This is a genomic window from Amycolatopsis heterodermiae (genome assembly GCF_034929455.1).
GTDB classification, from domain to species: domain Bacteria; phylum Actinomycetota; class Actinomycetes; order Mycobacteriales; family Pseudonocardiaceae; genus Amycolatopsis; species Amycolatopsis heterodermiae.
Window position 1 is genome coordinate 617,244 of the sequence record NZ_JAYFSI010000001.1, and the last position, 26,507, is coordinate 643,750.

General features: G+C 69.1%; 24 protein-coding genes and 2 pseudogenes. 12 read left to right on the forward strand and 14 right to left on the reverse strand.

Features of this window, described 5'->3' with window-relative positions; genetic code table 11:
- Positions 1–104 precede the first annotated feature (104 nt).
- The 3 genes from VA596_RS02995 to typA all read right to left on the reverse strand — a co-directional run bounded on the left by VA596_RS02995 (position 105) and on the right by typA (position 6,227).
- Positions 105–1,916: an ABC transporter family substrate-binding protein gene (locus VA596_RS02995; RefSeq protein WP_323323335.1), complete on the reverse strand. Its 1,812-nt coding sequence runs from the start codon at positions 1,914–1,916 to the stop codon at positions 105–107.
- 285 nt (positions 1,917–2,201) lie between these two features.
- Positions 2,202–3,938, reverse strand: coding sequence for an ABC transporter family substrate-binding protein (locus tag VA596_RS03000; protein WP_323325623.1), 1,737 nt, complete (start codon positions 3,936–3,938; stop codon positions 2,202–2,204).
- A gap of 363 nt (positions 3,939–4,301) precedes the next feature.
- Positions 4,302–6,227: a translational GTPase TypA gene (typA, locus tag VA596_RS03005; protein WP_323323337.1), complete on the reverse strand. Its 1,926-nt coding sequence runs from the start codon at positions 6,225–6,227 to the stop codon at positions 4,302–4,304.
- A 193-nt stretch (positions 6,228–6,420) separates the two neighbouring features.
- Between typA and VA596_RS03010 the strand changes: the two genes are divergently transcribed.
- Positions 6,421–6,573: a hypothetical protein gene (locus VA596_RS03010; RefSeq protein ID WP_323323339.1), complete on the forward strand. Its 153-nt coding sequence runs from the start codon at positions 6,421–6,423 to the stop codon at positions 6,571–6,573.
- On the opposite strand, the gene VA596_RS03015 is transcribed toward VA596_RS03010, so the two are convergent.
- Positions 6,570–6,869, reverse strand: a complete 300-nt coding sequence (locus VA596_RS03015) for a YciI family protein (protein ID WP_323323341.1) — start codon at positions 6,867–6,869, stop codon at positions 6,570–6,572. The genes VA596_RS03010 and VA596_RS03015 overlap by 4 nt on opposite strands.
- Positions 6,870–7,041: 172 nt before the next feature.
- Here VA596_RS03015 and trpS point away from each other — a divergent pair, with 172 nt between their 5' ends.
- Positions 7,042–8,007 carry a tryptophan--tRNA ligase gene (gene trpS, locus VA596_RS03020; RefSeq protein WP_323323342.1) on the forward strand — a complete coding sequence of 322 codons (966 nt, stop codon included), beginning with the start codon at positions 7,042–7,044 and terminating at the stop codon, positions 8,005–8,007.
- A 31-nt stretch (positions 8,008–8,038) separates the two neighbouring features.
- Here trpS and VA596_RS03025 read toward each other — a convergent pair whose 3' ends face one another.
- The 3 genes from VA596_RS03025 to VA596_RS03035 all read right to left on the reverse strand — a co-directional run bounded on the left by VA596_RS03025 (position 8,039) and on the right by VA596_RS03035 (position 11,016).
- Positions 8,039–8,428 carry a (deoxy)nucleoside triphosphate pyrophosphohydrolase gene (locus VA596_RS03025; protein WP_323323345.1) on the reverse strand — a complete coding sequence of 130 codons (390 nt, stop codon included), beginning with the start codon at positions 8,426–8,428 and terminating at the stop codon, positions 8,039–8,041.
- 561 nt (positions 8,429–8,989) lie between these two features.
- Complete coding sequence (locus VA596_RS03030) at positions 8,990–10,303, reverse strand: sensor histidine kinase (protein WP_323323347.1); 1,314 nt, start codon at positions 10,301–10,303, stop codon at positions 8,990–8,992.
- A complete protein-coding gene (locus VA596_RS03035; protein WP_323323349.1) occupies positions 10,300–11,016 on the reverse strand; it encodes a response regulator transcription factor in 717 nt (238 codons plus the stop codon). The genes VA596_RS03030 and VA596_RS03035 overlap by 4 nt, the downstream gene beginning before the upstream one ends.
- 144 nt (positions 11,017–11,160) lie before the next feature.
- Between VA596_RS03035 and VA596_RS03040 the strand changes: the two genes are divergently transcribed.
- The 3 genes from VA596_RS03040 to VA596_RS03050 are packed head-to-tail and all read left to right on the forward strand — an operon-like array spanning position 11,161 to position 14,098.
- Complete coding sequence (locus VA596_RS03040) at positions 11,161–12,252, forward strand: LolA family protein (protein ID WP_323323351.1); 1,092 nt, start codon at positions 11,161–11,163, stop codon at positions 12,250–12,252.
- The gene (locus VA596_RS03045; RefSeq protein ID WP_323323352.1) at positions 12,249–13,223 is read left to right on the forward strand and encodes an ABC transporter ATP-binding protein; all 975 of its coding nucleotides are present in this window, start codon (positions 12,249–12,251) and stop codon (positions 13,221–13,223) included. Before VA596_RS03040 ends, VA596_RS03045 begins: the two co-directional genes overlap by 4 nt.
- Positions 13,220–14,098 (forward strand): ABC transporter permease, encoded by an 879-nt coding sequence (locus tag VA596_RS03050; RefSeq protein ID WP_323323354.1) that lies wholly within the window; start codon positions 13,220–13,222, stop codon positions 14,096–14,098. The genes VA596_RS03045 and VA596_RS03050 overlap by 4 nt, the downstream gene beginning before the upstream one ends.
- 42 nt (positions 14,099–14,140) lie before the next feature.
- Here the strand turns inward: VA596_RS03050 and VA596_RS03055 are convergent, their stop codons facing one another.
- From VA596_RS03055 to VA596_RS03065, 3 genes are read right to left on the reverse strand one after another with little or no spacing between them, the layout of a single operon-like run.
- Positions 14,141–15,154, reverse strand: a complete 1,014-nt coding sequence (locus VA596_RS03055; protein WP_323323356.1) for an ABC transporter ATP-binding protein — start codon at positions 15,152–15,154, stop codon at positions 14,141–14,143.
- Positions 15,154–16,779, reverse strand: a complete 1,626-nt coding sequence (locus VA596_RS03060; protein ID WP_410171832.1) for an ABC transporter permease — start codon at positions 16,777–16,779, stop codon at positions 15,154–15,156. The genes VA596_RS03055 and VA596_RS03060 overlap by 1 nt, the downstream gene beginning before the upstream one ends.
- Entirely contained in the window at positions 16,755–17,807 is a 1,053-nt protein-coding gene (locus VA596_RS03065) for a thiamine ABC transporter substrate-binding protein (protein WP_323323357.1), read from the reverse strand. The genes VA596_RS03060 and VA596_RS03065 overlap by 25 nt, the downstream gene beginning before the upstream one ends.
- 163 nt (positions 17,808–17,970) lie before the next feature.
- Between VA596_RS03065 and VA596_RS03070 the strand changes: the two genes are divergently transcribed.
- On the forward strand, positions 17,971–18,255 hold the full coding sequence (locus tag VA596_RS03070) for a 4a-hydroxytetrahydrobiopterin dehydratase (RefSeq protein WP_323323360.1): 285 nt from the start codon (positions 17,971–17,973) through the stop codon (positions 18,253–18,255).
- 410 nt (positions 18,256–18,665) lie between these two features.
- Here VA596_RS03070 and VA596_RS03075 read toward each other — a convergent pair whose 3' ends face one another.
- The 4 genes from VA596_RS03075 to VA596_RS03090 form a co-directional block, all read right to left on the reverse strand.
- Positions 18,666–19,031: a winged helix-turn-helix transcriptional regulator gene (locus VA596_RS03075; RefSeq protein ID WP_323323361.1), complete on the reverse strand. Its 366-nt coding sequence runs from the start codon at positions 19,029–19,031 to the stop codon at positions 18,666–18,668.
- Between the two features lie 10 nt (positions 19,032–19,041).
- Positions 19,042–19,335, reverse strand: coding sequence for a DUF1330 domain-containing protein (locus VA596_RS03080; protein WP_323323363.1), 294 nt, complete (start codon positions 19,333–19,335; stop codon positions 19,042–19,044).
- Positions 19,336–19,578: 243 nt separating this feature from the next.
- On the reverse strand, positions 19,579–20,046 hold the full coding sequence (locus VA596_RS03085; protein ID WP_323323365.1) for a hypothetical protein: 468 nt from the start codon (positions 20,044–20,046) through the stop codon (positions 19,579–19,581).
- On the reverse strand, positions 20,043–20,627 hold the full coding sequence (locus tag VA596_RS03090) for an ArsR family transcriptional regulator (RefSeq protein ID WP_323323367.1): 585 nt from the start codon (positions 20,625–20,627) through the stop codon (positions 20,043–20,045). The genes VA596_RS03085 and VA596_RS03090 overlap by 4 nt, the downstream gene beginning before the upstream one ends.
- Before the next feature lie 258 nt (positions 20,628–20,885).
- Here VA596_RS03090 and VA596_RS50805 point away from each other — a divergent pair.
- The 6 genes and pseudogenes from VA596_RS50805 to VA596_RS03120 all read left to right on the forward strand — a co-directional run.
- Positions 20,886–21,473: pseudogene (locus VA596_RS50805) on the forward strand (IS982 family transposase); the annotation flags it as partial.
- 506 nt (positions 21,474–21,979) lie between these two features.
- Positions 21,980–22,381 (forward strand): SseB family protein, encoded by a 402-nt coding sequence (locus VA596_RS03100; protein WP_323323371.1) that lies wholly within the window; start codon positions 21,980–21,982, stop codon positions 22,379–22,381.
- A gap of 35 nt (positions 22,382–22,416) precedes the next feature.
- A complete protein-coding gene (locus VA596_RS03105) occupies positions 22,417–22,758 on the forward strand; it encodes a hypothetical protein (protein WP_323323373.1) in 342 nt (113 codons plus the stop codon).
- Between the two features lie 161 nt (positions 22,759–22,919).
- Positions 22,920–23,996: pseudogene (locus VA596_RS03110) on the forward strand (putative T7SS-secreted protein); the annotation flags it as partial.
- The gene (locus VA596_RS03115; protein WP_323323375.1) at positions 23,993–24,529 is read left to right on the forward strand and encodes a hypothetical protein; all 537 of its coding nucleotides are present in this window, start codon (positions 23,993–23,995) and stop codon (positions 24,527–24,529) included. The pseudogene VA596_RS03110 and the gene VA596_RS03115, both read left to right, overlap by 4 nt.
- Before the next feature lie 639 nt (positions 24,530–25,168).
- Complete coding sequence (locus tag VA596_RS03120; RefSeq protein WP_323323377.1) at positions 25,169–26,482, forward strand: AAA family ATPase; 1,314 nt, start codon at positions 25,169–25,171, stop codon at positions 26,480–26,482.
- The last annotated feature ends 25 nt before the right edge of the window (positions 26,483–26,507 follow it).

Here is a 26,507-nt window from a genome sequence, read left to right on the forward strand (position 1 = left end):
CGGTCAACAGCTACTTCCGGTGGGTACCGGGGCCCGGCTCGTGGCCGGACCCCGGTACCTCCCAGGTCATCTGGAGCGAGGGGAAAGAAGAGGCGGGCAGAGCCCTACTTCTTCTGCTCCCACTCGCCGGCGTTCCACAGGACACCGTTGTACGACTGCATGTACACGCGGTCGATGCCCTTGAAGGCCCACATGGACGGGGTCTGGAACAGCGGCATGGTCGCGTACTTGTCGGCGATCGCCTTGTCCGCGGCCTGGTAGTTCTGCAGCTTGCTCTGCTCGTCCGTCGCCTTCACGGCAGCGGTGAACGCCTCGTCGATCTTCGGGTCGCAGAGGTTCTGGTAGTTCTGGTCACCACCGTTGTTCGGGCAGACGTAGATCGAGCGCGACTGCGACTTGAACGGAGCCGACGACCAGCCGAACAGCGCGATGTCGTAGTCACCGGTCGAGACGCGGCCACCCTTGAGGAAGTTGGCGTCGGTCTCGTCCTTGACCTCGATACCGGCCGCCTTGGCCTGCGAGATGATGATCTCGACGGTCTGGCTGCGGCGGGCGTTCTGGTTGTGCGTGATCTTGAACGAAGCACGCTGGCCGTTCTTCGCGAAGATGCCGTCGGCACCCTTGGCCCAGCCGGCGTCGGTCAGCGTCTTGGCCGCGGCGTCGGCGCCCAGGCCGGCCTTGCTGCCGTACAGGTCGGTGTAGCCCTCTTCACCCTGGAAGAACACGATCGAGTTCAGCGGGGACGCGTCGGCCTGGACTTCCTTGAGCAGCTTGTCCGTGATGGCCTTGCGGTCGACCGACTCGAAGAACGCCTTGCGGAGCGCGTCGTCCTTGAACATGCGGTTGAACTGCAGGTCGAGGTGCTCGTAGGTCAGCTGTGCGGCCGACCCGTAGGTGACGCCCTGCGCCGAGAGGCTCTTCATCGTCTGGGCCGCGGTGGCGTCCGGCTGGGTCGACGCCGCGACGTCGATCTCGCCGTTCTGCAGCGCGGTCGCCATGGCCTTGGTGTCTTCCATGGCGCGGACGATGATCTTGGCCGGGCCGCCCTTGCCGCCCGCCCAGTTCGGGTTCTTGACCAGCGTGACGGCCTTCTGGTTGGCGTCGAACGCGTCGATCATGTACGGGCCGGAGGCCGGCATGAGCGCCTTGTCGAAGCCCTTCCACTTGTTCGTCCAGAAGTCGCCGGCCTTGGACAGCTGGGCCGGGTCACCGGTCGGCGCGAGCTTGGTGATGTCCGCGATGCCGGTGTTCTTCTCGAGGATGTGCGCCGGCAGGATCGAGACCCCGCTGAACAGGCCCTTGTAGTCGAGGTACGGCTCGCTGTAGTCCGTCTCGAAGGTCAGGTTGTCCTTGCAGGTGGCGGTCTTGATCTTGTCGTAGCCGGTGGTCGACGCGGCGTTGAACGGGTTCTTGCCGTCCGAGCCCTTGGCCTGGCCGCTCTGCGAGAGCCAGTTCAGGTACAGGTCGTGGCAGTCGAAGGCGGCGTTGTCGGACCACTTGATGTTCGGCTTGATCTTGTACGTGACGACCTGCGGGTCCTTGGAGGTCACGTCGATCGAGTCGAACATGTCGGCGTTGAGCAGCACCTTGTTGTTGCCGTCGAGGACGAAGGAGTCTTCGAGCACGGCCGTCAAGATGTACGTGTTGTACGAGCTGTTGGTGTCCGGGGTGTTGTTGTTGTACCCCGAGTACCCGTCGTCGATCCCGACCGTGACGGTGCCGTCCCAGCCCTTGACGTCGGCGAGCTTGAACGAGTCACCCGTCTCGGCTTTGCCGACAGCCATCGACTTGACGTCGGTCGACGACCCGTTCTGGTCCGTGCTGCCCGAACCCGAATCGCCGCCGCTGCAGGCGCTCAGCAGCAGCGTGCCCGCTGCGACGAGCGACAAGGCGGAGACTGCTTTGGTTCTCCTCATGAAGTGTGCCCTCCTAGCACTGAGCCCTTGAATTGTGACAAGGACCCACACCGCTCCGGTTTGGTGCCGGAGCCTACGACACGCCAAGCGACACTCAACTGGCGCACTGCGGGAGCACGCTAGAAAGGAAAAGCACCGACAGTCACCAGTTCAGGGTCGATCGTGACCAAAGGGTGACTTCCAGCGGACATCCAGAAATACGACGGTTACCTCATGGAATCAATGCCCCCCACCCGAAGGCGTCGCTAAAGATCACCCGGTAGTACTGAATGCGTAGCCGAGTGATTACTTCGGGCCGCGAGTCCAGTTCACGGCGGACCCGAACGGACCCACCATGGGGGGACCCGGCGTGACGCCCGAGATGCCCGAACCAATCGCCAGTGTGTCAGCCATCTGGAACAACGGAATCACCACGTTCTGACGCCAAAGTTCAGGCTCAAGGGTGGTCAGGGCCTCGGCGATGGGGGTCGAGCCGGAGAGCGCGGCGTCGATCGAGGGCTGCAGCGCCGGGTCGCAGAACCCCGCCGAATTGCCCGGAACGACCGGTTTGGTCGTGTCCGCGCCCGCCGCCGTCTGCTCGGTGCGGCAGCCGAAGGTCGACGCGAGCACCGACGCCGTGTCGCCGCCGACCGCCTGCGGCACGACCGCGATGTCGACACCGACGTTGCCGGCCGAGTCGCCAGCGGGCTGCTGCACCCCGCCGACGACCGGCATCGCGAGCAATCCGCTGAACAGGTCCCGCGGCGGCGGCGTGATCGCGTTGACCTCGATGCCCTGCGCGACCAGCTCGCCGGTGAGCTCCTTGGCGATCGACGCGTACGGCTCCTGGGCGGCGGGCGAGGCGATGACCAGCGAGAGCGCCCGGCCGTTCTTGCGCCAGGTGCCCGCGGTCTTGGTGTACCCGGCCGCCTTCAGCGACTCTTCGGCCTTCGCGACGTCGGGCGCGGTCGGCGGGCCGGGCGGGATGGTCGCGGTGTACCCGGCGACCGAGGGGGCCTTGACCTGGGCGTCGGCGTGCAGCGTCGCCGACGGGCCGCCGTTGACGCCCTCGGTGATCAGCTTGGTCCGGTCGACCAGGGCGGCGATCCCGGCGCGGACCTGCGCGTCCTGCAGCGTGGCGCTGACCGGGCGCAGCAGCACGTCGGCGACGAGCGGGCGGGCCACGGTGTGCAGCTGGACGGCCGAGCCGAGCTCGCCCAGCCGCTTGAGCTCGTCACCGGTGGTCCGGGCCAGGGCGAACTGGTCGTTGCCGCTCTGCAGGGCGGCGAGCAGCGTGTTCTGGTCCGAACGGCGCAGCACGATCCGGTCGACCGCGGCCGGCTTCTCCCAGTAGCGCTCGTTGCGCTCGAGGATCACCTCGCCGCGGGCGGTGTCGAGGCTCTTGATCGAGAACGGGCCGGCGATGGCCGGGAAGTTCGAGGCCAGCGCGCCGCGCCAGCCGTCGGGGGCGTCCTTGAGCAGGTGGGCGGGCAGCAGGTCCGAGAACAGCGTCTGCCAGCCGGGGTAGGGCTTGGCGAAGGTGACCTCGACGCGCTTGCCGCCCTCGCGGGACTGCAGGTCGGTGATCTGGCGGTAGCCGGCCGGGCCGATCACGCCGGGCTGGTCGCGCATCTGGGTGCGCAGGTAGTCGAAGTCCTCCGCGGCGATCGGCGCGCCGTCGGACCAGGAGGCGTCCGGCCGGATCTCGTAGGCGACGACGAACGGCTGCTGCGAGATCACCTGCGCGGACTTCATGAGGTTCTTGTCGAGCAGGGTGCTGCCGTCGTCCTTCTGGCGGAACACCGAGGGCAGCAGCAGCTGCGAGAGCGCCGAGGTCACCTGCGAGGAGTCCGCGAGGTTGTGCGGGTTGTACCCGCCGAGCACGTCGTCGACGCCGACGACGATCTGCGACGGCGTCTTGCCGGTGGTCGAGGCCGGCGCCACCGACGACGACACGACCGGGGGCGGCGGGGTGTTCGAACAGGCGGCGAGCAGGACGGCCGCGAGAGCCAGTACCGGCCCTGCCTTGCGATTCACCCGCACGCCCTGTTCCTTCCGGATTCCGCCGATCGGGTCAGTCATGCTCCCATGACCCCCTCCGCCGCCGGAACCGAGATTCCCATACCCGGATCGGCCGGGTCCGGCGCCCCTTCGTGGCGCTATGGAAAAGGACGCGCGGACCGCCGTCCGGGTTCCCGGACCGTTCCGGAACGGCGGAACGAACACGGCCCGGACACGGGACGGCGCCGGGCGGAGGTGAACACCAGGCGCGGCGCCTATAAAGATATAACGAGAAGCTCGAAGATTTCGGTGACGCTGGGCCCCGGTATATCGGACGCAGGGTCACGAGCGCAATCGAAAAAAGGGCCTCCCGGCAGTCGCCGGGAGGCCCTTTCGAGAATCGGATCAGGCGTTGTCGCGGCTCTTGGCGCGCGAGCGCTCCTTGGCCCGGGTGTTGATGTCCAGCGTGACCTTGCGGACGCGGACGACCTCCGGGGCCACCTCGACGCACTCGTCGACCGAGCAGAACTCCAGGGCCTCTTCCAGGCCCATCTTGCGCGGGCGGGCCAGCGTCTCCATCACGTCGGCGGAGGACTGACGCATGTTCGTCAGCTTCTTCTCCTTGGTGATGTTGATGTCGAGGTCCTCGAAGCGCGGGTTCTCGCCCACGACCATGCCCTCGTAGACGTCGGCACCCGGCTCGACGAAGAACGTGCCGCGGTCGGCCAGCTGGATCATCGCGTACGCGGTGACCGGGCCGGTCCGGTCGGCGACCAGGGAGCCGCTGTGACGGGTGCGGATCTCGCCCGCCCACGGGAAGTAGCCCTCGAACACGTGGTTCGCGATGCCGGTGCCGCGGGTCTCGGTGAGGAAGTCGGTGCGGAAGCTGATCAGGCCGCGCGACGGGAGCACGTAGACCAGCTTGATCCGGCCGGTGCCGTTGCCGCTCATGTCCTCCATGCGGCCCTTGCGGGACGCGAGGAGCTGCGTGATCGCGCCGAGGTGCTCCTCCGGCGAGTCGATGTACAGGCGCTCGAACGGCTCGTGGAGCTTGCCGTCGATCGTGCGGAGCACCACCTGCGGCTTGCCGACGGTCAGCTCGAAGCCCTCACGCCGCATCTGCTCGACCAGGATGGCCAGCGCCAGCTCGCCACGGCCCTGGACCTCCCAGGTGTCGGGGCGCTCGGTCGGCAGCACGCGGATCGAGACGTTGCCGATCAGCTCGACGTCGAGGCGGGCCTTGACCAGCCGCGCGGTGACCTTGTCGCCGCCGTTGCGCCCGGCCAGCGGCGAGGTGTTGACGCCGATGGTCATCGAGATGGCGGGCTCGTCGACGGTGATCCGGGGCAGCGCCACCGGGCTCTCCGAGTCGGCGAGGGTGTCGCCGATGGTGATCTCCGGGATGCCGGCGATGGCGACCAGCTCGCCCGCGCTGGCCTCGGTCGCCGGGACGCGGGTGAGCGCCTCGGTGACCAGCAGCTCGGAGATCCGGACGTTCTGCACGGTGCCGTCTTCGCGCATCCAGGCCACGGTCTGGCCCTTGCGGAGCCGGCCGGCGTGGATGCGGATCAGCGCGATGCGGCCGAGGAAGTTCGACGCGTCGAGGTTCGTGACCAGGGCCTGCAGCGGCGCGTCCAGGTCCGCCGCGGGCGGCGGGACGTGGCGGAGCAGGGTGTCGAACAGCGGGTCGAGGTTCTCGCTGTCGGGCAGGCCGCCGTCCTCCGGCTGCGCCAGGCTCGCCTTGCCGGCGCGCGCGGAGGCGTAGACGACCGGGAGGTCGAGGATCGCGTCGAGGTCGGCGTCCTCGATGTCGCCGGCCAGGTCCAGCAGCAGGTCGTGGGTCTCCTCGACGACCTCGGCGATCCGGGCGTCCGGCCGGTCGACCTTGTTGACCAGCAGGATCACCGGCAGCTTGGCTTCGAGGGTCTTGCGGAGCACGAAGCGGGTCTGCGGGAGCGGGCCCTCGCTGGCGTCGACCAGCAGGACCACACCGTCGACCATCGCCAGGCCGCGCTCGACCTCACCGCCGAAGTCGGCGTGGCCGGGGGTGTCGATGACGTTGATCGTCACCGAGCCCTCGGGCGTCTGGCGGTGGATCGAGGTGTTCTTCGCCAGGATCGTGATGCCCTTTTCGCGCTCCAGCTCGCCCGAGTCCATGACCCGGTCGACGAGCTCGGCGCGCTCGGCGAAGGCGCCCGACTGCCGGAGCATGGCGTCGACCAGCGTGGTCTTGCCGTGGTCGACGTGGGCGACGATCGCGACGTTGCGCAGGTCGGGCCGGGTCTTACCGGTCGGCCGGCCGGTTTCGACGGTAGCGCTTACTGCGGGCACGCGAGTACTCCTGAACTTCAAGGGTGTGGGTGGCCGCGCAAGCCCGTCAGGCATCCTGTGACCGGCTCTGGTCACACGCGGACCTCACCAAGGATACCTGCACCCCCATTGTGAGGAGCCCCACGCCCCAAGATCGGTTAGGCTCTCCTAATCTGGAGGGCCGGACAGCGACGTCGATCCGAGGAGCTCACGCGTGGGCAAGAAGCAGCCGGACGACCCGCGCAAGGTCGTGCGCAAGCTGATGAAAGCCGGCAAGGTCAAGAAGAAGTGCTGCCGCTCCAAGCCGCGGTGCAAGAAGTGCCCGGTGCTGGCGCTGAAGAAGGCGAAGCTCGACCTGGCGGCCTAGTGCGGGATGGCCTCGTTGAGGGCCCGCAGCTCGGGCGCCGTCTTCGTCGGCGAGAACTCGACGACCTCGTACTTCGCGAGCTTCCGCACCGCGAACGGGTCGCTCGCCAGGATCGCGTCCAGCTTCCCCTGGGACATCGGGCGCGTGATGATCACACCGCCCACGCGCGGCTTCCGCGCCCCGGACGCGAGGAACAGGCCGCGCTCGTACTGCCGGTCCAGCCACTCCACGTGGTCCGGCAGCGCCAGGTCGACCTCTTCGATCGGGGCGGTGTAGGTCAGCACTACGGCGAACATGGTTACGACGGTAGTCCCGCTCGGTTATAGTCGCCGCATGCATGCGCAGACGTCCCAGTGGTGGCCGCCCTCGGCGGCCCTCTGACCCTGCGCTGAAACCAGCAGCGGCCGCCCCGGACGGGCGGCCTTTTTCGTGCCTTCGCCGGGGTGGTCCCCGTCGAAAGGACGCACGATGAGCAAGCTGTCCGGGATCACCCCGTCCGGTCACGTCCACCTCGGCAACCACCTCGGGGCCGTGCGCCGCTGGGCCGCCGAGGGCGGGCCGGAGGACCTCTACTTCGTCGCCGACCTGCACGGCATGACGACGTCGCACAACCCCGCCAAACTCCGATCCTTGGCGGGTGAGCAGCTCGCCGTCCTCATCGCCGCCGGCATCGATCCGGAGCGGGTGTTCGTCCAGTCCGATCTCGTCCGCGAGCTCGGCGCGCTGACCTGGGTCCTGGAGTGCACCTGCAACTACGGCGAAGCGGCCAGGATGATCCAGTTCAAGGAGAAGTCCAAGGGCCAGGCCGGGGTGCGGCTGTCGCTGCTGACCTACCCCGTGCTGATGGCCGCGGACATCCTGCTGCAGGGTGCGGACGAGGTGCCGGTCGGCGAGGACCAGCGTCAGCACGTCGAGCTGGCCCGGACCTTGGCCAAGCGCTTCAACGGCACCTACGGCGACGTGTTCACCGTCCCCGAGGCCGTGCTCCCGCCCGCCGGGGCGCGGGTGAAGGACCTCGCCGACCCGACGCGCAAGATGTCGAAGTCGACGCGGGACGCGGCCGGCGTGGTGTTCGTGTTCGACGAGCCGGACCAGATCCGCCGCAAGATCCGCCGCGCGGTCACCGACGGCGGCTCGGTGCCGGTGCACGCGCCGGACACCCGGCCGGGCATGGCGAACCTGCTGGAGATCCTCGCCGCGTGCCGGGGCGGCGCGCCGGAGGACCTGGCCGAGGAGTTCTCGTCGTACGGCCAGGTGAAGGACGCCGTCGCCGACGCCGTCATCGAGGAGCTGCGGCCGTTGCGCGAACGCGCGTCGACGCTGCTCGGCGACGTCGCGGAGCTGGACCGGATCCGCAAGGCGGGCGCGGCCCGCGCCGCCGAGCGCGGCTCGCACCGGCTGTCGGCGGCGTTGCGGATGATCGGCGCGAATTGAAGAGCCGCTCGGGGGCTGCTCTCCTGTGCGCTCAGGCGAGCAGCTCCCGGAAGGCCGGCAGGAGGATGCGGTCGGCGGGCAGCCAGTCGACGTCGTCGAGGTCGTCGGGCCCGAGCCACTGCACGGCCAGGTGCTCCACCGCCCGCGGCTCGTCACCGGGCGAGACCAGCGAGGCCGCGTAGATCCGCAGGACCTTGTCCCCGGGCAGCGGGATCTCCTGCCCGACCCGCGCGCCGACCTCGATCACGACGTCCAGCTCCTCGCTGCACTCGCGAGCCAGGGCGAAGGCGTCGGACTCACCGTCTTCGACGCGCCCGCCGGGCAGCTCCCACTGCCCCGCGTGCCCCGGCGGCCAGGCCCGCTGCTGGGCCAGCAGCTTCCCGTCGCGCACCAGGGCGGCACCCACGATCACACCGTTCACAGCCCCGGAATCTACCCGGAAGCCCGCGCCCCACGCCGTGTCGACCCGTCAATCACGCGTGCCGGCTCCCCCATCACGTGTCGACCCTCCAATCACACGAGCCGACCCCCCAATCACGCGTGTCGACTCTCCAAACACTCGTGTCGACCCCGGAATCACGCGAGTCGACCCTCCAGCCACACGAGTCGACCCTCCAATCACGCGTGTCGACCCTCCAGCCACACGAGCCGACCCCCGAAACACGCGAGTCGGTTCCTCCAGCCACACGAGTCGGTCCCCGAAACACGCGAGTCGGTTCCTCCAGCCACACGAGTCGGTCCCCCAAGCAGGCCAGCCGACCCTCCAGGTACGCCGGCCCGACCGGCCAAGCGCACGACTCGAACCCTCGGGGATCGCGAGCCGACCGTCGAGAACGCGCGCCGACCTCCAGCTACGCGAGCCAGCCCGTTGGACACGCCGACCGGCACCCCAAGCACCCCAGCCGTCCCCCGAGGCACGCCACCCGACCGGCCGCGCGCACCGGTCGTGAGTGTTCAGGGCGGTTAGAACCCGCCTAACCACTCACGAGACCGGCGCCGCACGCCAGGTGACCTGGAACCGCGCCCCGCCGTCCGGGGACTCGCCCACCTGGACCCGGCCACCACGGCGGCGGACCGTCTCCGCCACCATCGCCAGCCCCAGTCCCGTTCCCCCGGTGATCCGGGCCCGGTCGTCCGACACCCGGTAGAAGCGGTCGAACACCTTCTCCCGGTGCTCCGGCGCGATCCCCGGCCCGTCGTCGTCGACCACGACCCGCACTGACGAGCGGGTCGCCAGCACCGAGACCACGATCTCCCCGCGCGCGTAGCGGCACGCGTTGCGCAGCAGGTTGTCCAGCACCAGCTCGACCTCGCCGTGCTGCGCCCACGCCCAGGCCTGCGCGACGGCGTTGCTCACCCGCGTCTCCGGCGCCCCCGCCGGGAGCCGGCCGACCGCCGCGCGGACCTCGCTGACCAGCTCGACCGGCTCCGCGGGCGGCACCTCCCCCGCGTCCGAGCGGGCCAGCGACAACAGGCCGTCCAGCAACGACGAGAGCCGCTCGGCCTCGGTCAGGATGTCGCCGAGGGTCTCCTGGGACAGCTCCGGATCGGGGTTGGTGACGGCGACCTCGGCCTGCACGCGGATCGACGCGACGGGCGAGCGCAGTTCGTGCGCGGCGTCGCCGGTGAACCGCCGGAGCCGTTCGCTCGCCTGCTCCTGCCGCTCCAGCAGCGCGTTGAACTCCTCCGCGAGCGCGCGCAGCTCGTCGTGCGAGTCCGGCAGCGGCAACCGCGCGCCCGGCGGCAGCACCCGCACCGTGCCCCGCATCCGCGCCACCGGCCGCAGCGCCAGGCGCACCACCAGCCACGTCGCCAGGCCCGCGACCAGCGCCCCGACCGACGCGACGACCACCAGCCACACCCCGCCGTAGTGCACGGCGGCGGAGAACCCGACCAGGCCGGCGCCCGCGACGACCAGCCGCTGCGTCCCGTCCGGCGTGCTGACGACCGAGCCCAGGTAGCGGGCGCCGTCCTGCTGGACCGGCTGCCCCGCCTTGAGCAGCCCCACCTCCGCGGGATCCAGCCCGGTCGGCGTGCCGCCGTCGACCGCCGCGCCCGAGATGTCGAGCACCCGGACCGTCACCGGCGCCGAGCCCGGCAGCGGACGTCCCGCGCTCACCTCGGCGCTCGCCGGGCCGAGCGCGCCCGTCAGCTCCCGGTCGACCGACTCGATGAGCAACGGCGAAAGCCGCGCCGCGGCCAGCGCGGCCAGCCCGAGCAGGCAGGCCAGGGTGATCGTCGCGGCCAGCACGGTGATCCGGGCCTGCAGGGACCGCCCGCGCCACCAGGTGATCACGGGGTGATGACCTCGTCGAGCTGCGCGTCCGAGGCCAGGTAGCCGTGCCCGCGCACGGTCCGCAGCAGCGCGCCGGCGCCGACGGCGTCGAGCTTGCGCCGCACGTACCCGACGTACACCTCGACGAGGTTGCGCGTCACGGCCTGCTCCTCGCCCCAGACCGCGCGCAGCAGCTCGTCCTTGGTGACGACCGTGCCGGCGCGTCCCACGAGCACCTCGAGCAGCGCGAACTCGCGGGGGCTCAGGCCGACCTCCTCGCCGTTCCAGTGCACCTGACGCAGCCCGCGGTCGACCTCCAGCGCGCCGAGCCGCAGCGTGCCGCGGCTGGCGTCCGGCCCGGCGCGGCGCAGCGTCGCGCGGACCTGCGCCACCAGCACCACGAAGGAGAACGGCTTGACGAGGTAGCCGTCGGCGCCGAGGTCGAGGCCGTCGGCCTGGTCGACCTCGCCGTCCTTGGCCGAGACGAGCAGCACCGGCGTGGTGACGCCGTCCTTGCGCAACCGCTCGAGCACGCGGTAACCGGACAAGCCGGGCAGCATGATGTCGAGCAGCACGACGTCGAACGAGCCGGTGCTCGCCAGCTGGAGCCCGGTGGGGCCGTCCGCGGCGGTGACCACGTCCATCCCCTCCGCGCGCAGCCCGCGTTGCAGTGCCTTCCGCACGCCCAGCTCGTCGTCGACCACCAGAACCCGAGGTTTCACGATGCTCATCATGGCGGGTTTGCGCAGGTCCCGCGGGATCTCTCAGCACGATCTCAGCGTCGGGGGGAGAACCTTCAGGGGTATCTCAGTCTCGAGAGGGAAGCGTCGGAGCCGGGAACCGAGCACACTCGGGTTCGGGAACACAGGGAGAGACGCATGAAACCGAAGACGAAGGGCATCACCGCGGCGGTCGTGGGCACCGCTCTCGGTGCCGGCGGGCTCGCGTTCATCGCGATGCCGGCCAGCGCCGACGACAAGCCGGCTCTGCCGCAGGTGAGCGCCGAGGACCTGGTCCAGTCGGTCGCGAAGGCGAAGCCGGGGGCGTTCGACGGCACGCTGAAGGTCAGCAACGACCTCGGCCTGCCGGCGGTGGGGAACGCGATCCCGGGGGCGTCCGCGCTGAACATCGACTCGGCGCACATCTTCACCGACGGCGCGGGCAAGAGCCGCCTGGCCGTCACCCAGGGCGCGGGCCAGGAGACCGTGGTCCACGACGGGACGACCGTCTGGGACTACAGCTCCAAGACCAACACCGCGACCAAGGTGACCATCCCGGCGGACGTGGCCAAGCAGAAGGGCGCGGGCAGCGAGAAGACGCCCGACCCGGTCGCGACGACCACCGAGCTGCTGGCGAAGGTCCGCGAGAGCAGCACGGTGTCGGTCGACGGCACCGCGACCGTCGCCGACCGCCCGGCCTACGAGCTGGTCCTGACGCCGAAGCCTGCCGAGCGCACGCTGCTGCGCGAGATCCGCGTGGCCGTCGACTCGCAGACGCGGATGCCGCTGCGGGTTTCGGTGCTGAGCAACGGGACGTCGACGCCGGCCCTCGAGGTCGCGTTCACCGACATCCGGTTCACGCAGCAGCCGGCCGACCTCTTCGCCTTCACCCCGCCGAAGGGCGCCAAGGTGCAGGAGAAGACGCCGACGGTCGACCAGAAGGACAAGGACCTCGCCGAGCAGGCGAAGCAGGACACCAAGGTCGTCGGCGACGGCTGGGACACCGTCGTCACCGGCAAGGTCCCGGCCGACGCGCTGAACGCGGCGCCGAAGCAGCAGGGTGACCGCCAGGGCCGGGGCGCCGACCCGCAGGCCCTGCTCGACCGGTTCACCAAGAAGGTCAGCGGCACCTGGGGCAGCGGCCACCTCATCACCACGAAGGTGGGCAGCGCGATCCTGACCGACGACGGCCGGTTCGCCGCCGGTGCGGTGCCGGAGCAGGTCCTGTACGAAGCGCTGGGTCAGAAGTGACCAGTACGACTGTCGAGTCCGGGGCGGACGTCTCTTCGGAGACGTCCGCCCCGGCGGTTCCCCTGGCCGCGCGCACCAGGGGGCTGCGCAAGGTCTACCGCGGCACGGTCGCGGTCGACCACGTCGACCTCGACATCCCCGAAGGCGCGGTCGTCGGGATGCTCGGGCCGAACGGCTCGGGCAAGACGACCACCATCCGGATGCTGCTGGGCCTGGTGCGCCCGACCGAGGGTGAGGTCGAGCTGCTCGGCCGCAAGATGCCCGAGTCGGCCGCGCACGCGCTGCCGGACGTCGGCGCGCTGGTCGAGGGGCCAGGTTTCCACCCGTTCCTCTCCGGCCGGGACAACCTCCTGCGCTTCGCCGCCGCCGAACCGCGGCTGGCGTCGTCGGGGATCCCGCTCGCCGTGGACTCCGCGCTCGAGCGCGTCGGGCTGACAGTGGCCGCGCGACGGCGGTACAAGGGGTACTCGCTCGGCATGAAGCAGCGGCTCGGGCTCGCTTCGGCGTTGCTCGTGCCGCGGAAGATGGTCGTGCTCGACGAGCCGACCAACGGCCTCGACCCTGCTGGTACCAGGGAGATCCGCAGGATCGTGGCCGAGCTGCACGCCGAGGGCGTCACCGTGCTGGTGTCGTCGCACCTGCTGGCCGAGGTGGAGGCGACCTGCACGCACGTCGCCGTGCTGCAGGCCGGGAACGTCGTCGCGCAGGGTGAGCTGGCGGAGCTGCTGGAGTCCGGGAACGCGGCCCTGCTGGTCCGCACGCCGGACGCCGAGCAGGCCGTGGAAGTGCTGCGGGAGAACCGGATCGGCGCGCGGCTGACGCCGGACGGGATCCGCGCCGACCTCACGGCGACCGAGGCGCCGCGGGTGCTGCAGGTCCTGGTGGGCGCGGGGGTCGCGGTCCACGAGGCGACGCGGGCCCGCACCGGGCTGGAAGACCTGTTCGCCCGGCTGACGGAGGGGGCGGAATGACCGCGGTTCTCGAGGCACCGGCGGCCCGCACGGGCCACGACTCGGTGCCGCTGCCCCGGCTGCTGGCCGCGGAGCTGCGCTGGATCTTCCGCCGTCCGCGCACCCTGGCGGTGCTCGGCCTGCTGGCGCTGATCCCGGTGGTGATCGGCATCGGCCTGACGCTGGTGAGCGAAAACGCGCAGGCGGGCGGCGGCCCCGACGACGGCGGCGGCGCGCTGCTGGCGTCCGCGGTGAACAACGCGTTCGTCCTGCCGATCGCGGCGATCGTGATGACGCTGACCCTGCTCCTGCCGCTGGCCTCGGCCATGGCGGGCGCGGACGCGATCGCGGGCGAGACGTCCCACGGAACCCTGCGCGGCTGGCTGATCGCGCCGGTCGGCCGAGGCCGGCTGCTCGCGGTGAAGGCGTTCGGCGTCGCGACGGTGTCGGTGGTCTCGGTGCTGGCGATGTGCTTCACGGGCGTGGTGACCGGCCTGATCATCAACGGCACGGACTCGCTGTTCACGCTGTCGGGCACGACGTTGTCCCTGGGCGGCGCGCTGGCGCGGATCCTGCTGGTGGCGGCCTGGGTGGTCCTGCAGCTGTGGGCGGTCGGCGCGGTGGCGCTGGCGATCTCCAGCTGGACCGAGCACCCGATGCTGGTGGTGGCGTCCGTCCTGGCGGCGGACATCGTGTTCACCATCCTCGGGTTCCTGACGTCGCTCGACTGGCTGCACCCGTTCCTGCTGACGCAGAACTGGTCCATGGCACCGGCAGAGGTATTGCAGGACCCAATGGGCACGCAGATGCTGGGCGAAGGAGCGCTGCGCGCGGCTTGTTACATCGTGATCGGGCTGTCGCTGGCTTACGCGCGGTTGTCCACCCGGGACGGCTGATCCTGTCGTGAGTGTTAGGGCGGTTAGAACCCGCCCTAACACTCACGACAAGCCGACCACCGCAATCCCGTCCGGGTCGAACTCCAGCTTCACGGAGTCGCCCGTCCGCAGGTCCGCTGCCGCCGGGGCTACCGCGTCCACAGTGGACTCCGCCAGTCGTACCACCAGCCGGACGTGCTCGCGCCGGTGCACCGCCGCCACCACTTCGCCCGCGACACCGGAGGCGGCCACCCGCAGCGCGTGCGGGCGCAACCCCAGCCGTACCGGGCCGTCGTCGGCGTCCGGCACCGGCACGTCCCCCAGCGATGTCCGGACCACGCCGCCCGTCGCCACCCCGTCGACGAAACCCGTCACCCCGAGGAATCGCGCCACGCCGTCGTCCATGGGGTTGCGCCAGACCCGGCGGACCGCGCCCTCCTGCCGGATCTCCCCGGCGTCGAGCACCGCGACCCGGTCGGCCAGGGTGAACGCCTCCTCCTGGTCGTGCGTCACCAGCAGCGCCGTGATCTTGCTGCGCCGCAACAGGTCCGCCAGATCTATGGCCAGCTGCTCGCGCAACCCGGCGTCCAAACCGGACAGTGGTTCGTCGAGCAACAAGAGCCGCGGCTCCGGCGCCAAAGCACGAGCCAGCGCCACCCGCTGCGCCTGTCCGCCCGACAGCTCCGTCACCCGACGGCGCTCGAAGCCGGACAGCCCGACCAGCTCCAGCAGCTCCGCGACGCGCGGCGCCCACGCGGCCCGCGGCACGCCGTGCATCCGCAGGCCGAACGCGATGTTCGCGGCGACGTCGCGGTGGCCGAACAGCTGGCCGTCCTGGAACACCAGCCCGAAACCGCGCCGGTGCACCGGCACCGCGCCGAGGTCCTCGCCGTCCCAGCTCACCGTGCCGCGCGCCGACGGCTCCAGGCCGGTGATCGCGCGCAGCAGCGTCGACTTCCCGGAACCCGACGGCCCGAGCAGCGCCAGCACCTCGCCGTCGGCGATGTCGAGCCGGGCGTCGCGCACCGCCGCGAAAGATCCATAGTGGACGGTCAGGTCCCGTACCGAAAGCGCCATCAGAACTCTCCCACCCGGCCGCGGCCGAGGCGGTCGATCAGCGCGACCGCCAGCACCGTCACGAGCATCAGCAACGCGCACGCCGCGTACGCCATCTGGTTGTTCAGCTCACCCGGGCGCCCCATCAGCGACGCGATCGCGACCGGCAGCGTCGGCGCCGTCGGCCGGGCCAGGAAGCTCGTCGCGCCGAACTCGCCGAGCGCCACGACGAACCCGAACCCCGCGGCCGCGACCAGCGGGCGCACCGCCAGCGGCAGGTCGATCTCCCGCCACACCCGCAGCGGGCTCGCGCCGAGCGTCGACGCGGCCTGCCGCAGCCGGACGTCGACCGAGCGCAGCACCGGCAGCACCATCCGCACGATCAGCGGGATGATCACCAGTGCCTGCGCCAGCGGCACCAGGTAGGGCGACGTCCGCAGGTCGCCGGGCAGCGCGTCGAGCGTCACCAGATACCCGAACCCGACGGTCACCGCGGACACCCCCAGCGGCAGCATCAGCGCGGCGTCCAGCGTCTCCCCCAGCCCGCGCGCGGCCCGCGCCGGCGACCGGCGCAACGCCACCAGGACCACGGACGCGAGCACGGCGACCACCAGCGCCAGCAGCGTCGCGTCGATCGCCACCTTCAGCGAGTTCAGCGCGGCGTCCCAGCCGGACACCTGCAGCGCGCCCTTCTCCCCGGTGCCCGAGAGCGCCCGGTAGCCCGCGAGGCTCCAGCCGTCCGAAGTGGACACCGACTCGGCGAGCAGCGCGACGATCGGCGTCAGCAGCAACGCCAGCACGACACCCGCCGCGCCGACGACCCCCCACTCGCCGCCGCGAGGGCGTCGCACGGCACCGGAACCGGTCCGGGCGCCGTCCTTGCGCCGTCGCGCCAGCCCGCCTACGACGAGAGCCGCGACCACCGCCGCGAACTGGATCAGCGAAAGTGCCGACGCACCCGACAGATCGAGCAGGTCGACCGTCCGCAGGTAGATCTCGGTCTCGAGCGTCCGGTACCGCGCGCCGCCGAGGATCAGCACGACGCCGAAACTGGTGGCGCAGAACAGGAAGACCACGGCCGCGGCGGACGCGATCGCGGGCGCCAGCGCGGGCAGCGTCACCGACCGGAACGCCCGCCACGGCGACGCGCCCAGCGCCCGCGCGGCGTCGGTGGTCCGCGAGTCCAGCCGCGCCCACAGCCCGGCAACCGTCCGCGCGACGACGGCGACGTTGAAGAAACTGTTGGCCAGCACGATCGGCAGCACCCCGCCGTCCGGCCATAGCGCGCGAAACGCCAGCCCGACGACGACGGTCGGCAGCACGAACGGCACCAGCACGAGCGTCCGGACCAGGCCGACGCCCGGCAGTCTCACCCGCGCCAGCAGGAACGCCACCGGCAGCCCGGCCAGCACCGCGACGACCGTCGAGCCGGCCGCGGTGGCCACCGTGAAGCCGGCCAGCTGCCACGTCTGCGCGTCGACCAGCACGACGTCGAGCCCGCCCGCGGCGAACCCGCGGCCGATGATCGCCAGCACCGGCCAGGCGAAGAACACCACCAGGAAACCGATCGGGGCCAGCCCGAGCAGCGCCAGGCCGAGGCCGCGGGCCGTCCTGGGTGGGGCTAGGACTGCACGAGCGTGCGCCATTCGCCGATCCACTTCTCACGCCCGGCCTGCACCTGGTCCGGGGTCAGCGCCTGCGGCTTCTGCGGCAGCGGCGCGACCTGCGCCCAGCCCGCCGGCAGGTCGACACCCTGGCGCGCCGGGTAGACGTACATGTTGGCCGCCACGGTCGCCTGGAACTGCTGCGAGAGCAGGAAGTCGACGACCTTGCGCGCGTTCTCCTCCTGCTTGCCGCCGGCGAGCACCCCGGCGTACTCGACCTGCCGGTAGCAGGTGTCGAGCAGCGCCTTCGTCCGCGGCTTCCCGTCGTCGCCCACCTCGGCGGCCGGCGACGACGCGTACGACACGACGATCGGCCGCGGTCCCTTGCCGGACGAGCCGGAGAAGTCCTTCGTGTAGGCCTCCTCCCAGCCGCTGACCACCTTGAGCCCGTTGGCCTTCAGCTTGGTCCAGTAGTCCTTCCAGCCCGCCTCGCCGTACTTGGCGATCGTGCCGAGCAGGAACGCGAGCCCGGGCGACGCCGTCGCCGGGTCCTCGGCGACCAGCAGGTCCTTGTACTTCGGGTCGGCCAGGTCGTCGTACGACTCCGGCGCCGGGATCCCCTTGGCGGTGAAGTAGTTCGTGTCGATGTTGACGCAGACGTCACCCACGTCGACCGCGGACAGCCGGTGCTCGGGGTCGACGGCGTAGCGCTGCGGCCCGCGGTCGGCCTCCGGGCTGGTGTAGGGCTCGAAGACGCCCTCGGCGAGCGCGCGCGAGGCGAAGGTGGAGTCGACGCCGTACGCGACGTCGCCGACCGGGTTCGCCTTGGTCAGCACGAGCTTGTTGGTCAGCGCACCGGCGTCGCCCTGCTTGAGCACGGAGATCTTGATGCCCGACTGCTGCTGGAAGGCGTCGAGCACCTCCTGCGGCGCCAGGAAGGAGTCGTGCGTCACGAGGGTGACGGTGGGCGTCTGCTTCGTGTCACCGGACCCGTCCGACAGCGAACACGCCGCTGTGACGACGCTGACGACGGCGATGGCCGTCGCGGCGCGAACAGCACTGCGTTTCATCTACCCTCCTGCACTTCGCCGGACGAGGAGGGAGAGCCCTCCCTTCGCCGGCATGATCCGGGATCAGGTGCTAACGGTCGCGGGTCACCCCGCCTCTCAGCCCGGCTCACCGGACTCCCGTGGCAACCGTGCACCTTAGTCCAGGACGTTGGACGATGGAGGCATGACGGAAATCTTGAGCGACGACGAGGCCGACCGGGCCCTGCTGCACGGGTGGGTCCGCACGGGCAAGGTCATCCGGCGCGAGGTGGAGCTCCCGAGCTTCCCGAAGGCGATCGAGGTGGTGGACCGCGTCGCGGTGCTGGCCGAGGCCGCCGACCACCACCCGGACATCGACATCCGCTGGCGCACGCTGACGTTCCACCTCAGCACGCATTCGGCCGGAGGCCTGACGGAGAAGGACTTCGCGCTGGCCAAGCAGATCAACGAGACCCTCGACGGACTGTGATCCCGCCTACTCTGAGTGCACGAAAGCCCGCGTTCGGCGTCTCTCGGTAAAGGACTTCGGACTCGAGAGGCAGTTATGACGCAGGCGATCGTGGTGGGAACAGTGGCGTTCGGGTCGATGGTGGCCGCGGCCGGCGGGGTGCTCTGGTTCACTGTCCGCAGCCGCCGTCACTCGGACGGCTGAGTGCCGTTTCCGCTGGTCAGCGGCATGATCGGGTGAGCTTCGTCACAGCTGCTAACACTCGGCATGGTCAACGCGCTGAACCCGCGGAAGCATCGGCCCGCCCGTAGGGAAAACGCCATGAACAGCACCCCCGCCACCGCCGCCCTGACCGCCACCCAGCGCGCCTGGATCAACGCCCTCGCGCCCGCGGTCGTCCTGATCGCGATCGCGCTGATGGGCCTCCTCGGCTAGTCCGCCCGGTCGTAGGCCTGCCGGGCTTTCAGCAGGCTCGGCAGGTACTTCTCCGCCCATTCGCGGCACCGGTCCATGGGCTCGAACAGCGTCCGGCCGAGGTCGGTCAGCGCGTACTCGACACGCGGCGGGTTCTCGTCGTAGGTCTTGCGGGTGATCATGCCGTCGCGTTCGAGGGCCTTCAGCGTCGCGGCGAGCACCTTGGGACTGACGGTCCGCAGGGGCACCCGCAGCTCGGAGAACCGCCGCGGCCCGTCCTTCAGGCAGACGACGACCATCCCGCCCCACTTGTCCCCGATCCGGAACGGCGTTTCGGCGGACAGGCATTGCGGCGCGAAGAGATCAGCGGTCAGCGGCTCCACCCAGCCGACGTTAGGCCACGCCGTCGACGAGCAGCAACCGCCGCCGCAGCGCGGTCTTGCTGAGCTGTCTTGCGTTGGCGTACTCGGCGGAGGCGTACCAGCGTTCGGCGGTCGCGCGGTCCGGGAACTCGACGACGACTACGCGCTTGTGTTCGTCGAAGTCGCCTTCGAGAGCGTCCGGTGCCGCGCCGCGGACGATGTAGCGCCCGCCGTAGCCGGCGATCGACGCTTGGGCGAGTTCGCGGTACTGCTGTCCCTGGGCTTCGTCGAGGATTTCGACCTCGGAGATGACGTAGACGCTCACTATTCCGAGGGTGGCAGAACGCCGGACTCCTGACGTGGTGCCGTCACTACCCGGATGCGCTCGGGCGGCGGGAACTCGACGGGGGTCTCGTCAGGTCGACAGTGGGGCACCCACACGGACAGCTGCCGGTCACCTCGGCCGTGCGTGCTTGCGCGCGAAGCTCGGCGGCACCGGGAAAGTCCGTGCCCAGCAACAGGTCCAGGACCGCTCGCTCGCGCGGGGTGAGCGGCCGGCGCTCGGCGGTCAATAGCGTGACATGTTCGGGATCGCCTTCTCGGCGACCTCGATGAGGGCTTCGACCTTCACGACGTCGGACGTCACGTCTTCGACGGTCACCGCCGGCGCCTCCGACGACCGGTAGGCGACTTCGTTGCGCCGGGCCCGCATCCGGTTGAAGGGCCGCAAAACCGGCCCCAGCGGCGGATCCAGCTGGGCGAGAACCGCCTCGTAGACGGTGACGTGCCCACCCCGGCTCGTCACCCGCAGGCCCTGGTTCTGCAGGACGGCGGCCAGGGCACGCCGCGCGCTGTCGTAGGCCAGCGTGTAGGCGCCTTCCGGGTCCGTCTCCTGCAGCTGCCGCGCCGAAGCGAGGTGCGTACGGGCCCGGACGAGCTCGGCCTCGGCGGCCTCCCGCGACGCCGGGACGTGCTCGATGGCGCCGCGCGCGATGAACGCGTCGATCCGTTCACGGCCTTGGTTCCACCGGGTCATCGAGCCTCCTGGCTGAGTTTCACCAGTGGACGCTCACGCACGCTGGTGAGGAACGGATCGGTGGTGCTCGCCGCCCACGACTCGGGCGACACCCGGTGGACGTTGACCTCGCGCCCCAGCCGCCGGGAAACCTGCTCGGCCGAGTCGAACAGCGCGTCCGGATCGGGCGAGCCGACCACGAGAACGTCGACGTCGCCGGGAGGCGGACCGGGTTCGCCGTTGTAGCGCGCGGCCCACGAGCCGTAGATGTAGGCCTCGCGCACGCCGGCCAGCCCGGACAGGGCCTCGGCGAGCAGCGGCATCGGCCCGAAGGTGACCGCCATGAGGTCGCTCAACGGCTGGTAGAGCGGGGTGTCCGTACGGGCCTTGACCAGCCGGCTCCGGCCCACGCGCCGGTCTTCGAGAATGCCGCCCCCGGTCAGCCGCTCGACCTCCCGCAGCACGGCGGTGGGCGTGACGCCGGTGGCCTCGGCGAGCTCGGTGAGGCTGTACTCGCGGTCCGGGTGCAGCAGAACGAGCGCGAGCAGCTCACCCTGCATGCGCGAACGCAGCAGGGGCAGCAAGCTCGGCGAAGCTTTCATTGGACGCAGCATATCCTGCGTCCAATGAAAACGACAACCAGTGACTGACGGTCACTCAGACGTTGAATCGGAACTTCGCCCAACTACCGCATCGTGCAACAAAAGATTGCGGTCACCCTCTGCATGACCGCTGGCTACTTTAGGTGAACGTTGTGTGCAGCAACAGGGACGAAGACGTCACCTGAATGAGTGATTCCGGGAAGATCGTGCGAAGGGGCCGCTGTGCGAGCGTGGGAGAAAAGTGTCCAAGATCAAATCGTGACAAAGGAAATAAACACCTTACCTGATCGCACCCTACGTGTTGATCGACGACCACGTGGTGCCGCCCCGACTGGTCGTGGCCGACGACCGAGGTTGAGTGACAATGAGCCGATCACCATGGCTGAGGCGCAGGTCCTGCAGCGCTACGACAGTGAACGGCGCTGGATCCGGCACATTCACACCGATTCCGCCTAGCGGGCGACGTTTCCTGCGATGCGGGGTCAGTCCGGCTGGCATAAGCGGCTGAAGATTGCGCAACCGTTGCTGCGCAAGGCAATCCTGATCTTGGCCGCGTCGAGCCCTTCGTGGTTCGACGACCTGTGGATCACTGTCGCCGCCGCTGTGCCCTGCGGAATGTCACGGGAGACCGTGAAGCGCTCCGACCTGGCCGGACACGCAAGCTACGGCTACTGCGCGTCACGCTCCCACTGGTACTCGGGCCCAAAGCTCTACCTCGTCTGCGCCGGCGACGGGATGCCGATCATGTGGCGCCCGGCCAACTCGAAACTCGGCGAACGCGAGGTGCTGGCCGCCCTGCTCGAAGACAACCACCACGTCATCCGAGACGGCGACTCCGCTGTTGCTCTTCCTGCTACTCGACACCCTTCTGGCATTACACGGGCTTGCCCCGTCTAAGGGCGGCAGCCAAACCACCGAGCGTGTCTCACGACCTCCGGACCGCGACCTTCGATCAAAGCCCCGCGTTGCCAGAGGGCCGAGACATGTCGTGACCCTTGCTGTCCAACACAGCGAGGGTCCCGTCGGGCCTTGCGCGTTCGGGGAAGCGCCGTAGTCCCACGACCCGCCGTCGACCTTCCTGTTCATTAGGGCCACACCGTGGCAGACGACAACCCGATTTCCGCCGCGCGCACGGCTTCGCCGGACTTGGACGCCCACGCCCACGCCCGCGCGCTCGTCGACGCAGCATCGCCGCTGACACCCAGATAGCGGGGACCGGCTGGCTGCCCTGTTGACCACACACCGGCCGCCGTCGCGTCGCCCGCAACGACGAGGGAAGGCGGCATGAGCTGGACACCCGCCGCTGCGTTCGCGCGTTGAGCAGGCCGGTTACAGCAAGTATGGTACCGAGCGTGAAACGTGACGAAGAGGCGACTGAAGCTCGGCTGGCGATCGTTGCGCAGCAGGTTTGGAGTGGCAGCCGAGGTCCAGGTGACTTCGTCGTCGCATTCGTGAGCGCGTTGGTCTACGTGCAGCGGCCGGAGCAGCCGGCGCTGATGGTGACCGACCTTGGCGAACGCGGCAAATGGATGGCCGTCTTCACGACCCTCGAACGGCTGGCCGCACACGTGGGTGAGTGCGACTACTTCACTACAACGGGTGCGGATCTGTTGGAACTGGTCCCGCCCGGCGTGGGTCTGATGGTTGACCCCGATGATGCGCATCGGTTCCCGGTCCTGTCTCGGATGGCGTCGCCGGAACTGATCGCGCAGGCATGGGCACACGCGGGAGAGCGAGGACGCAAGGCGGAGTAGTTGCTTGACGCAAGTGCCAGAGGGGGCGAAGAGGGGTGGATGGTCCAGGCTTTCACGTCGACGTCGACGCGCTGGAGAACGCATCGAAGAACATGAGCGCCGTCGTACACGACCAGGACAGCTTCGAGCTTCGCGGGCTGTGCGGTGAACCAGGCCTATATGGTCACAACGGCGTTCACGACGCACTCGCGGAGTTATGTGGCCGATGGAGTGTCGGGCTCGACGCGCTGTCTGATCGCGCCAGCGACCTCGGGAACTTGCTCGGAAAGGCGGCATCCGCCTACCGGGCGATCGAGCACACCAACACAGCGGCTTTGAAGTCCGATCCCGGGTGGGACGCGGTCTCGCCCGACGAGCCGACGATTGGCGCTGTCTGATGGCGGAGCTCGGCCAGACGTCCGATCCGAAGGCCTTGATCCCAGGCGATCCGCCAGCCGTGTTCGAGAACGCCCAAGTATTGAGCGAACGAGCCAAGACGGCCCACACAGTCGGGGACGCGCTCCGGCGGATCGACACCGGCGCCTAGCAGGGACCGGCGGCGGACAAGTTTCACGAGGACCACCAGACAGAGGTGCCTCGTTGGGGGCAGGCCGGCGACTCGTTGGACAACGCCGCTCTCGCGCTGACGGACTTCGCGAACTGTCTCACCTGGGCGCAGGGGCAGGCAGCCGAAGCCATCGCCCAGTGGCAGCAGGGCGACCACGCCACCCAGCAAGCGAAGACCGACCATGATCGTGCTGTTGCCGATGCCGACGCGAAGACCAGGGTGAACGCACAACACGGCGACCCAACCGTGGTGCAGGCCCCGCCGTTCACAGACCCCGGCGAGGCCCAGCGCCAAGCTGCGCGGGACATTCGGAACCGCGCTCGGCAGCAGTTGGCGAACGTAGGCGGCCTGACGGCTGACGCACTCCGCTATGAGGGAGGAGTTGCGCCGCAGGACTCCCGAAAGCAGGCCGACGCGAACTTCTTCGGCGGCATCTGGGACAGCATCAAGGGGGCAGGGGAAGGCCTCTACCAGATCCTCGCGGATCCGGCTGAAGTTGTCGCGTCGATGGCGCACAACATCGCACATCCGATCGACACGTTCAAAGAGATGGTCGCCTGGGACGACTGGGCCAACGGCCACGGTGACCGCGCACTGGGTAAGATCACCGGCAATATGCTGGTCGGATTCACAGCGTTCGGCCTGGGAAAGGTCCTCAAGGAGGGTGCGCCGCGACACGGCGAGCACGAGCCCGATTCGGATGGCACCGTCCCGGGAGAGAGCGACAACCCTGACGTACTCACCAGCTTCGCACCGACCGACGTGTCCAAGGTCAAGGACCATCTTGCCCGTCCCGGCCTCGACCATTTCGGACCGAACGACGTGATGCTGGACCGAATCGGGAAGGCCCTGGCTGAGGGAAAGCCGCTGTCAGAGGCGCAGACCAACTTCATGCGTCACGAATCACTCGAGGCGAAGCTGATGGATGGCGGGATGGGCTACGAGGAGGCGCATGCCGAGGCGTTGCAAACCCATCCTCCCGGCAAGAATTATGATCCCGACGTGATCGACCAGGAACCCCTGTTCGGTCCGTGGTGGCGGAAGATGAACGGGTTGGGACCGCGATGACGATCGTTGAAGTGGAACGGCACGGCCTTGTCGCGATCGGAGAAGACGATCACCCAGCGGCATACCCAGCCGCCGAGTGGCTACGGTCGTCCCGGCCGGCGATCGGCGCCGTCGCGAAACCTGTCCGGATGCACGTCGAAGTCCTGCGACGGTTCGGCGGTCTCGCTCCACGCGCTCTTGTCGGCGGTCAGTTCATGCCCGGCCAAGGCGACCAGACGCAGTTCGCCGTTGCTGTGGCGAACTTCGACTTGTTCGACGCCGACGAGGAGCCGACCTGCACGAGCGAGCTGTGGAAGGAACCGTTCACCGTCGGGCTTCCGAGCGGGTTCGCCCGAGCAGTGGCCAGCACGCTCGGTGAGAGGTCTGGTCTCCCAGCGGGAACACTCACGATCGACCGCGCCGGCTTCGACCTGGTCAATTCGTCCGAAATGATCTTCGGGCAGGCGGCGGCCGTGCTGAAGGCCGCCATGGCCGCGCAGCTTTCGGGCCAGGATGCCGTCGCCGCGGCCAGATCGCTCGTCAGCACCTGGTAATTCCGAGCAGTGACCTCACGCAGCACCAACCAGACGACCTTGACTACTTGCTCTCCTATGCGCGACAAGACTGGGTCGGCCTCTCCGTCATCACCGCCATCTCGGAGCCACAGCGGGCAACGCCGCGATCCTCGAACAGCTCACTTCAGTCATGTTTGTTGCTCATCGGCGACCTGATGGATGGCGGCACCCTCACCGAACACAAGCTGGGTCGATGACACAAACCGGCGGAGTCTGCCGGATCCACGCCAGATGTCACCTTGAGTAACCGTTAGTGTTCGACATCCTGTTCTGCTCGGCTGCCTAGCTCAGACGAAGGAGTGAGGGAGCTCTGGAAGAGCAGATCAGTCAGATCCTCCTGGCCAGATTCCCGACCGCGGGATTGCCCGGCGTCACGCATCGACTCGCTAACAAGCAGCGATCATGCCGAGGGACGAGAGTCGGGTGATGGGCTGGCAGCTCTCGCAGGTACGGATCACCGGCTGGGCAACAGCCTGGTCAGGGCGGCGGGAGTCCTGCTTCCGGGAGCAGGACCGGGCTGGCAACCGATCAACCGCCGTCATAGGCTTCATGTGCGGATCGTCCGCAGAGGTTTGGATACGAGACGGGGTTGCCTCCCCGTCCTACGGGAGGTCGAGAGTGCTCCTCCGCTTTCGGGTGGCCAATCACCGCTCGATTCGTGGTGAGTGCGAGCTGTCGTTCGTCAGTACATCAGCGGACGATGGCGTGGCGCGCGCGACGGCGCTGCGCGACCACGGCCAGGAGGTGTCAGTCCTTCCGATCATCGGCATCTTCGGTGCGAACGCGTCCGGCAAGACGAACCTCCTGCGGGCCCTGTTCGACATGCGCGACGCCGTACGAACCTCATTCGCAGAGTGGGCGACCCAGTCTCGGGTCCCGCGTCAGCCATTCAAGCTGGACCCGGCCTCCACGAACGAGACGACTCTCTTCGAGGTCGACCTGATGCTGGGTGCAAACCCGACTCGCTACACCTACGGCTTCGAACTCTCGGACGAACGGGTCGAGGCGGAATGGCTGCATGCATACCCCGACGGAAGGCGCGTCGTCTGGTTCGACCGTGAAGCCGGCCGCCCAGAGGCCGAGGGCGGCGAGTTCCTCTTCCCCCGCTCCAGCCACGACACCGGTCACGACTTCCAGGGAAAGCGCGACGTACTCGTGTCCGTCACTCGTCCCAACGCGCTCTTCTTGTCCACGGGCGCCACTCTGAACGATCCTCAGCTGGCCGCTCTGCACAGGTGGTTCGTCGACAACCTCTGGATGGTAACCCCCGGGCAGGATGTCAAAGCCAGAAGTGACTGGACGCAGCGTATGCTGGCCGATCCGAAACACGGGAAGAACTATCGGAAATGGCTCGTCGAGCTGCTTTCCATCGCCGACCTGGGCATCACTGGAATCGACATCGACCGAGAGACAGGCGAGATCGCCCTGCGACACCGCAGCTCCGACAGCAGTGATCTCGCACTTGACTTCCTCGGTGAAGAGTCGCTCGGTACCCACTCATGGTTCGCTTTCCTCGGCCCGATGCTCTCCGTCCTCGAGGCCGGTACTGTGCTCTTGGTGGATGAACTCGACTCCAGCCTTCATCCCACACTGGCCGCTGAAGTAGTACGCCTCTTCCAAAATCCCAAGTCCAATCCACGGTGTGCGCAACTGCTTTTCACCACGCATGACGCGACGCTGCTCGGCAGTGCGGTCTTGGACCGTCCGCTCGCCCGTGAGCAAATATGGATCACATCGAAGAAAACATCAGGTGAGACCGAGCTCTATCCGCTGACGGCGGCCGGCCCTGGAGACGACGAGGACTTGGAACGTGGATACCTTCGCGGCCGATATGGCGGTTCACCACGAGTCAGCGTGGGCGAGATCGCTCGCGCTCTTATCTGGATCGAGACGGAACGGGATCGCGAGAAGGAGGCGAAGGCGCCAGCGTGAGTGAGCGGGGCGAGCAGGAGCAGAC

What these genes read in the sequence shown, in the direction of transcription:
- VA596_RS03115 (WP_323323375.1), top strand. Translation starts at nt 23,993, where the DNA reads ATGACGATCGTTGAAGTGGAACGGCACGGCCTTGTCGCGATCGGAGAA.
- VA596_RS03035 (WP_323323349.1), bottom strand. Translation starts at nt 11,016, where the DNA reads ATGATGAGCATCGTGAAACCTCGGGTTCTGGTGGTCGACGACGAGCTG.
- VA596_RS03085 (WP_323323365.1), bottom strand. Translation starts at nt 20,046, where the DNA reads ATGACCCGGTGGAACCAAGGCCGTGAACGGATCGACGCGTTCATCGCG.
- VA596_RS03050 (WP_323323354.1), top strand. Translation starts at nt 13,220, where the DNA reads ATGACCGCGGTTCTCGAGGCACCGGCGGCCCGCACGGGCCACGACTCG.
- VA596_RS03055 (WP_323323356.1), bottom strand. Translation starts at nt 15,154, where the DNA reads ATGGCGCTTTCGGTACGGGACCTGACCGTCCACTATGGATCTTTCGCG.
- trpS (WP_323323342.1), top strand. Translation starts at nt 7,042, where the DNA reads ATGAGCAAGCTGTCCGGGATCACCCCGTCCGGTCACGTCCACCTCGGC.
- VA596_RS03015 (WP_323323341.1), bottom strand. Translation starts at nt 6,869, where the DNA reads ATGTTCGCCGTAGTGCTGACCTACACCGCCCCGATCGAAGAGGTCGAC.
- VA596_RS03040 (WP_323323351.1), top strand. Translation starts at nt 11,161, where the DNA reads ATGAAACCGAAGACGAAGGGCATCACCGCGGCGGTCGTGGGCACCGCT.
- VA596_RS03070 (WP_323323360.1), top strand. Translation starts at nt 17,971, where the DNA reads ATGACGGAAATCTTGAGCGACGACGAGGCCGACCGGGCCCTGCTGCAC.
- VA596_RS03065 (WP_323323357.1), bottom strand. Translation starts at nt 17,807, where the DNA reads ATGAAACGCAGTGCTGTTCGCGCCGCGACGGCCATCGCCGTCGTCAGC.
- VA596_RS02995 (WP_323323335.1), bottom strand. Translation starts at nt 1,916, where the DNA reads ATGAGGAGAACCAAAGCAGTCTCCGCCTTGTCGCTCGTCGCAGCGGGC.
- VA596_RS03090 (WP_323323367.1), bottom strand. Translation starts at nt 20,627, where the DNA reads ATGAAAGCTTCGCCGAGCTTGCTGCCCCTGCTGCGTTCGCGCATGCAG.
- VA596_RS03060 (WP_410171832.1), bottom strand. Translation starts at nt 16,779, where the DNA reads ATGGCGCACGCTCGTGCAGTCCTAGCCCCACCCAGGACGGCCCGCGGC.